The organism is Luteococcus sp. (genome assembly GCF_043424415.1).
GTDB lineage: Bacteria > Actinomycetota > Actinomycetes > Propionibacteriales > Propionibacteriaceae > Luteococcus.
This window is the reverse complement of sequence record NZ_JBHWOO010000121.1, coordinates 1-6929: the sequence shown is the minus strand read 5'-3', so window position 1 is coordinate 6929 and position 6929 is coordinate 1. Positions and strand designations below refer to the sequence as shown.

General features: G+C 68.7%; 7 protein-coding genes. 6 read left to right on the top strand and 1 reads right to left on the bottom strand.

Translation table 11 applies throughout. From position 1 onward, the window contains the following. Positions 1–70: 70 nt before the first annotated feature. The gene (gene uvrA, locus ACHFFZ_RS07390) at positions 71–3064 is read right to left on the bottom strand and encodes an excinuclease ABC subunit UvrA (protein ID WP_394276006.1); all 2994 of its coding nucleotides are present in this window, start codon (positions 3062–3064) and stop codon (positions 71–73) included. A 129-nt stretch (positions 3065–3193) separates the two neighbouring features. Here uvrA and ACHFFZ_RS07385 point away from each other — a divergent pair, with 129 nt between their 5' ends. The 6 genes from ACHFFZ_RS07385 to ACHFFZ_RS07360 all read left to right on the top strand — a co-directional run. Next, on the top strand, positions 3194–3940 hold the full coding sequence (locus tag ACHFFZ_RS07385) for a TyeA family type III secretion system gatekeeper subunit (RefSeq protein ID WP_394276005.1): 747 nt from the start codon (positions 3194–3196) through the stop codon (positions 3938–3940). Beyond that, entirely contained in the window at positions 3941–4573 is a 633-nt protein-coding gene (locus ACHFFZ_RS07380; RefSeq protein WP_394276004.1) for an MBL fold metallo-hydrolase, read from the top strand. Positions 4574–4605: 32 nt separating this feature from the next. Next, positions 4606–4839, top strand: coding sequence for a type II toxin-antitoxin system Phd/YefM family antitoxin (locus ACHFFZ_RS07375; RefSeq protein WP_394276003.1), 234 nt, complete (start codon positions 4606–4608; stop codon positions 4837–4839). Further along, on the top strand, positions 4830–5252 hold the full coding sequence (locus tag ACHFFZ_RS07370) for a type II toxin-antitoxin system VapC family toxin (RefSeq protein ID WP_394276002.1): 423 nt from the start codon (positions 4830–4832) through the stop codon (positions 5250–5252). Before ACHFFZ_RS07375 ends, ACHFFZ_RS07370 begins: the two co-directional genes overlap by 10 nt. 185 nt (positions 5253–5437) lie before the next feature. Continuing rightward, the gene (locus tag ACHFFZ_RS07365; protein ID WP_394276001.1) at positions 5438–5674 is read left to right on the top strand and encodes a hypothetical protein; all 237 of its coding nucleotides are present in this window, start codon (positions 5438–5440) and stop codon (positions 5672–5674) included. 140 nt (positions 5675–5814) lie between these two features. Then, positions 5815–6929: MFS transporter (locus ACHFFZ_RS07360; protein WP_394276000.1), on the top strand; the 1115-nt coding region annotated here is incomplete at its 3' end.

The window sequence follows — 6929 nt, the reverse complement described above, 5'->3', positions numbered from 1 at the left end:
AGGTCGGGCCATGATCATCGTGATCATGGCCCGCCCCGTGGCTGCCGGCCGGCGGCCGAGAGGTCGGACCCTAGGAGGACCTGCCGGCCGCAGTCTTCTTCGCCGTCGCCTTTGTGGCAGTTGTCTTCTTGGCAGTGGTCTTCTTCGCGGCAGCCTTCTTCGCACCCTTGGCCGGGGCCGTCGCCGCGGCCGACAGCTCGACGGGCTCGGCCACCGGCACCTCCTTGCCGGCCAGCGCCTGCTTGAGGAAATGCCCGGTGTAGCTCTCCTCGCAGGCCGCGACGTGCTCGGGCGTGCCCTGGGCCACCACGGTGCCGCCACCCGATCCGCCCTCCGGGCCCATGTCGATCAGGTGGTCGGCGGTCTTGATCACGTCCAGGTTGTGCTCGATCACCACGATCGAGTTGCCCTGGTCCACGAGACGCTGCAGCACGCCCAGCAGCTTGCGGATGTCCTCGAAGTGCAGGCCTGTGGTGGGCTCGTCGAGCACGTACATGGTGCGTCCGGTGGAGCGTCGCTGCAGCTCGGTCGAGAGCTTCACCCGCTGCGCCTCACCGCCCGAGAGCGTGGTGGCCGGCTGCCCCAGCCGCACATAGCCCAGGCCCACCTCGTCCAGCGTCTTGAGGTGGCGTGAGATGGCGGTGTGGGCGGCGAAGAAGTCGACGGCCTCGCTGATCGGCATGTCCAGCACCTCGGCGATCGTCTTGCCCTTGTAGTGCACCTCGAGGGTTTCGCGGTTGTAGCGCGCCCCCTTGCACACCTCGCAGGGGACGTAGACGTCGGGCAGGAAGTTCATCTCGATCTTGATCGTGCCGTCGCCCATGCAGTTCTCGCAGCGCCCGCCCTTGATGTTGAAGCTGAAGCGCCCGGCCTGGTAGCCGCGCACCTTCGCCTCGGGGGTGGCGGCGAAGAGGTTGCGGATCTTGTCGAAGACACCGGTGTAGGTGGCCGGGTTCGAGCGCGGCGTGCGGCCGATCGGTGACTGGTCGACGTGGATGATCTTGTCGATCTCGTCCATGCCGTCGATGCCCTGGTGCCGCCCCGGCACTGCCTTGGACTTGTAGATCCGCTGTGCCAGCGCCTTGTAGAGGATCCCGTTGACCAGCGTCGACTTGCCTGAGCCCGAGACGCCGGTCACGGCGACGAACTGGCCCAGCGGGAAGGTGACGTCCACCTGCCGGAGGTTGTTCTCGCGCGCACCCCGGATGGTGAGGCTTCGGCCGGTCGAGGCCCGTCGGCTGGCCGGCAGCGGGATGGAGCGCCGTCCCGAGAGGTAGGCGCCGGTGAGCGACTCCTTGCTGGCCAGCAGTTCCTCGACGGGACCCGAGACCACGACATTGCCGCCCAGTTCACCGGCGCCGGGGCCGATGTCGACGGTCCAGTCGGCAACCCGGATGGTGTCCTCGTCGTGCTCGACCACGATCAGGGTGTTGCCGAGGTCCCGCAGTCGCAGCAGGGTCTGGATCAGCCGGTGGTTGTCGCGCTGGTGCAGGCCGATCGAGGGCTCGTCGAGGACGTAGAGCACGCCCACCAGTCCAGACCCGATCTGGGTGGCCAGACGGATGCGCTGCGCCTCGCCACCTGACAGGGTGCCCGCCGCCCGGGAGAGCGTCAGGTACTCCAGGCCCACGTCGAGCAGGAAGCGCAGCCGTTCGTTGATCTCCTTGACCAGGCGCTCGGCGATCTGCGACTCCCGCTCGCTCATCTGCAGCGCCCCAAGGAAGTCGGCAACCTCCCGGATGGACATGTCGGCCAGTTGCGAGATGTTGCGGTCGCCGACGGTCACGGCCAGGCTGGTCGGCTTCAAGCGGGCGCCATGGCAGGTGGGGCACGGGATCTCGCGCAGGTAGCCGCCCCAGCGATCCTTGGCCGAGTCCGTCTCGGCCTCGTCGAAGCGGCGACGCACATAGCGCAGCACGCCCTCGTAGTTCTGGGTGAAGGTGCGGGTGCGTCCGAAACGGTTGCGGTAGCGCACGTAGACCGGTTCCCCAGCGCCCTCCAGCAGCAGCTTCTGCACCTTTGCCGGGAGCTCGCGCCAGGGCTGGGTGACGCTGAAGCCGTGCTGCTCGGCCATCGACTCGAAGACGTGCTCGTAGTGGGAGGCGACGTGGGCATTGGCCCAAGGCGCGATCGCGCCGTCGACCAGCGACTTCGTCTCGTCCGGCACCACCAGTTCCGGATCCACCTCATTGGTCGTACCCAGGCCGGTGCAGGCCGGGCAGGCGCCCCAGGGGCCGTTGAAGGAGAACTGGCGGGGCTCCAGCTCCTCGATGGAGATGTCGTGCTCGTTGGGGCAGGCCATCTTCTCCGAATAGCGACGCTCACGGCCAGGGTCCTTGGCGTCCAGGTCGACGAAGTCGATGCCCACCACGCCCTGGGTGAGGCGCAGCGCGGTCTCCACCGAGTCGGTGATCCGCTGCTTCGCCGTGGGTTTGACCGCCACCCGGTCCACCACCACGTCGATGTCGTGCTTGAACTTCTTGTCCAGCGTGGGCGGGTCGCTGAGCTGGTGCACCTGGCCGTCGACCCGCACCCGGCTGAATCCGTCGGTGGCGAACTGGCGGAAGAGCTCGACGTGCTCGCCCTTGCGCCCACGCACCACCGGGCCCAGCACCTGGAAGCGGGTCCCCTCGGGCAGCGCCATCAGCCGGTCGACGATCTGCTGCGGGCTCTGGCGGCTGATCGGCTCACCACACTCGGGGCAGTGCGGGTGGCCGATGCGCGCATACATCAGTCGCAGGTAGTCGTAGACCTCGGTGATGGTGCCCACCGTCGAGCGCGGATTGCGGCTGGTCGACTTCTGGTCGATCGAGACCGCCGGGGACAGGCCCTCGATGAAGTCGACATCGGGCTTGTCCATCTGACCCAGGAACATGCGGGCATAGGCGCTGAGGGACTCCACATAGCGGCGCTGGCCCTCGGCGAAGATCGTGTCGAAGGCCAGGGAGGACTTGCCGGAGCCCGACAGGCCGCTGAAGACGATCAGGGCATCGCGCGGCAGGTCCAAGGACACATTGCGCAGGTTGTGCTCACGGGCACCTTTGACGACAAGACGATCATTCACCCTTCCAGAGTAGGGCGCCCCACTGACAAGTCCGCGACGGCGACGATCCGGACCCTCCAGGACCGCCCGGCAGGTGGCCGTGCGGGAGGCTGGTGGTCAACCGCTCCCCACGGCAGCTAGGTTTGGTGCATGAGCGATCAGCAGGAGGCCGATGCGCAGGTCATGCCCGTGACAGCGTCGATGGCCCTGCTGCGACGCCGCAAGCTGGAGGCCACCCAGGCCCTGCTCGGCGACACAATCTCGATCACCGATGAGCAGTGGCACGAACCCAGCAGGCTGACCGGGTGGACCCGGGCCCACGTCGCCACCCACCTGGCGCGCAATGCCGACGGACTGCGCCGCGTGGTGCACGGCCTGCTCACCCACGTCCCCACCACCATGTACCCCGACGAGCGCACCCGGCGGCGCGAGCTCGAGGCGGGCTCGCGGCGCGGTGCGCTGGAACTGCAGATCGACCTCGACACCTCGACCGGGGACCTCAACGAGACCTTCGACTACCTCCAGCAGGCCGGCATCGCCGACGACGTCGAGGTGCGTCCCGGCGTGTGGATGCCCGCCCACCACCTGGTGGTGGCCCGCCTCAACGAGGTGGTGCTGCACCGCATCGACCTCGACCACGGCTTCACCGCCGGACAGCTGGAGGCCGACATCGCCCGGTGGCTGCTGGAGTGGAACTGCCAGCGCATCGCCCGCCGCCAGGACTTCCCCGCCCTGCAGGTCTCCAGCACCAGCGGCTTCACCGCCCGCATCGGGCCGAAGGATGCCGACGCGCCCCTGGTGCGGGGAAGCGACGCCCACCTGCTCGGGTGGCTGACCAGCCGCGCCAGCGCCGACGAGGTGCACGGCGCGGAGAGCCTCGAACTCCCGGAGTTGTAGATGACCATCCAGACCCATGAGCTGTCCGACGGCCTGAGCCTGAGCACCACCGTGGTGGGAGGCATGGGCAACAACGCCTACCTGCTGCACACTGAGGAAGGCCGTGCCGTACTGGTGGACGCCGCCGACGAGCCCGACCGCCTGCGCGAACTGGTGGGCGAGTGCACCGTCGAGACGATCATCACCACCCACCGGCACCACGACCACATCCAGGCCCTGGCCGAGATGGCCGAGCGGACCGGGGCCCGCACCGTCTGCGGCGAAGCCGACGCCGCGGCCATCGAAGAGGCCACCGGTGTGGCCTGTGAGGGCCTGTGGACCGGTGATGTGGTGCAGCTGGGAAAGCACTCCCTGCAGCTGGTGGGACTGGTGGGCCACACCCCCGGCTCCGTGGCGGTGATCGTGCGCACCCCCGGCGCCCCCGTGCAGCTGCTCACCGGCGACGCCCTCTTTCCCGGAGGCGTCGGCAAGACCTCCAGCCACGACGACTTCTCCAGCCTCCTCGACGACGTCGAGACCCACCTGTTCGCCCCCTTCGACGACGACACAGTCGTCTGGCCCGGTCACGGCGACCCGACCACCCTCGGGGCCGAACGCCCGCACCTGGACGAGTGGCGCACGCGCGGCTGGTAACCATTGCGTATCACGGGTGATACTCATGGCTCATGAGCGTTCCGGTTCGTGATCTCCGCAACAACAGCGCCGCCCTGCTGAAGAGGGTCCAGCAGGGCGAGAGTGTCGTGGTCACCAAGGACGGCGAGCCGGTGGCAGAAGTCATTCCCCTCCGCCGAACTCCACTCCATCGGGACCGACTGCTGGAGCGTTGGGCAACGCTCCCCCCGATTGACACGGAGCAGTTCCGGCACGACATCGACGACATGCTGGACTGGTGGCTGTGAGAACGACACAGGGCGCTGGCCTCCTCGACACGAATCTCGTGATCGACCTCGCCCGCGTCACCCCCGAGGACCTCCCCGAGGTGCCGCTCATCAGCACAGTCACCCTCGCGGAGCTGTCCATTGGACCGCTCCTCGCAAGTGACCCGACGGAGCGAGCGCGCCGACAGCAGGTGCTTCAGCTGGCGGAGGCATCCTTCGATCCCCTGCCATTTGACGCCGCTGCCGCGCGTGCCTTCGCCGCTGTGGCGGCGTCGCTGCGTGCATCGCGTCGCAAGCCAGCAGCGCGTGGGTACGACGCGCTCATCGCCGCAGTGGCGATCTCCCAGGCCATGCCGCTGCACACCGCGAACCCCGACGACTTCGCACACATCGAGGGGTTGGACCTTCGGCTGGTTCGTCGCTCAGGTGGGTGAGGGGTTCCACTTCGACGCAGCCATGCGGGACTACTGTGCCGAGACCGGCGGGCACCAGACACTGGCCGATGCCCTGGAGCACGACCGCACTTCCCGCGATCACCATGACACGTCGATCGGCGAGCAGTTCGAGCACAACCGCTTCACCCGTGCTTGGGATGCCGAGCACCCGGGAAGGTCGCACGATGAGTTCCTCGCTGCGTGGCAGAGATACCGTTCTCTCCCCGTGGACGAGCGCGGACACATCCGAACTCCCCCCGGCAGGGTTCCCCGGAGCCGTCGGGAAGACCTCCAGCCAAGACGACTTCTCCAGCCTCCTCGACGACGTCGAGACCCACCTGTTCGCCCCCTTCGACGACGACACCGTCGTCTGGCCCGGTCACGGCGACCCGACCACCGTCGGGCCGAACGCCCGCACCTGAACGACCGGGACGCGAGCGCGGACGGTGAGACCAGCCGCCGGGTGGCAGTCGTTCCGCTAGCCTCCCCGGGGTGAGCGATCCCCACCCCACCCCCGATGCCACCCCCGCGTCGTCGCCCGCCGGGTTGAAACACGCCGGCGATGCGCCGCATCCTGTTCTCGAGCTTCATGGGCTCGGCGATCGAGATGTACGACTTCCTGTTGTACGCGCTGGCCACGAGCCTGGTCTTCGACAAGGTCTTCTTCAACAACCTCAGCCCCGGCATGGCGACGGTCGCCGGCTTCGCCACCTTCGCCGTCGGCTACCTGGCCCGCCCCTTCGGCGGCTGGCTCTTCGGCCAGTTCGGCGACACCCTGGGCCGCAAGAAGATGCTCGTGGTCACCATGATGCTGATGGGGCTGGCCTCGGTGGGCATCGGCCTGCTGCCGGACCAGAACTCCATCGGCATCGCCGCGCCCGTGCTGTTGCTGATCCTGCGGGTGCTGCAGGGCATCGGGCTGGGTGGCGAGATCGGTGGCGCGGTGCTGGTGGCCGTCGAGCACGCGCCCGGCACGCGTCGTGGCTTCGCGGCCTCCTTCGCCAACCTGGGTGGGCCGGCCGGCTCCTTCCTGGCGGCCTTCGCGATGGGGCTGGCCAGTCGCAGCCTGTCGCCCGAGGCCTTCCTGTCGTGGGGCTGGCGCATCCCCTTCCTGTTCTCCGTGCTGTTGCTCGTCGTGGGCATGGTGGTGCGCGTCCAGGTGGCCGAGACGCCGCTCTTCCAGGACCTGCAGGACCGCGCCGAGTCGCGCCGCTCGCCGGCCACCGAGGTCTTCACCCGCCACGGACGTGTGCTGAGCCTGGGCATCCTGGCCGGCATCGCCGGCTTCGCCACCCAGGGCATCCTGTCGGTCTGGGCGGTCCAGCACGCCCGCCAGCTGCGCGTTCCCCAGCCCGCGATCCTGGACATCAAGGCGTGGGCTCCGCTGGGCATGTTCATCGTGATGGCCCTGGCCGCCTGGACCTCCGACCGGGTGGGCCGGCGCGCGGTGATGCTGACCGCCTGCGCGGTGGGTGCCGTGCTCAGCTTCCCCCTGCTGCTGGCACTCGACACCGGAACCATCTGGGGCACTGCGGTGGCGATCATCGTCGGGCAGGCCCTGGTGCAAGGGGCGCTGTTCGGCCCCTACACCGCCTTCCTGTCCGAGCTCTTCCCCACCGAGGTGCGCTACACCGGCACGTCCCTGGCCTACCAGAGCGCCTCGACCCTGGGCGCCGG

What these genes read in the sequence shown, in the direction of transcription:
- ACHFFZ_RS07385 (WP_394276005.1), top strand. Translation starts at nt 3,194, where the DNA reads ATGAGCGATCAGCAGGAGGCCGATGCGCAGGTCATGCCCGTGACAGCG.
- ACHFFZ_RS07380 (WP_394276004.1), top strand. Translation starts at nt 3,941, where the DNA reads ATGACCATCCAGACCCATGAGCTGTCCGACGGCCTGAGCCTGAGCACC.
- ACHFFZ_RS07375 (WP_394276003.1), top strand. Translation starts at nt 4,606, where the DNA reads ATGAGCGTTCCGGTTCGTGATCTCCGCAACAACAGCGCCGCCCTGCTG.
- ACHFFZ_RS07365 (WP_394276001.1), top strand. Translation starts at nt 5,438, where the DNA reads ATGAGTTCCTCGCTGCGTGGCAGAGATACCGTTCTCTCCCCGTGGACG.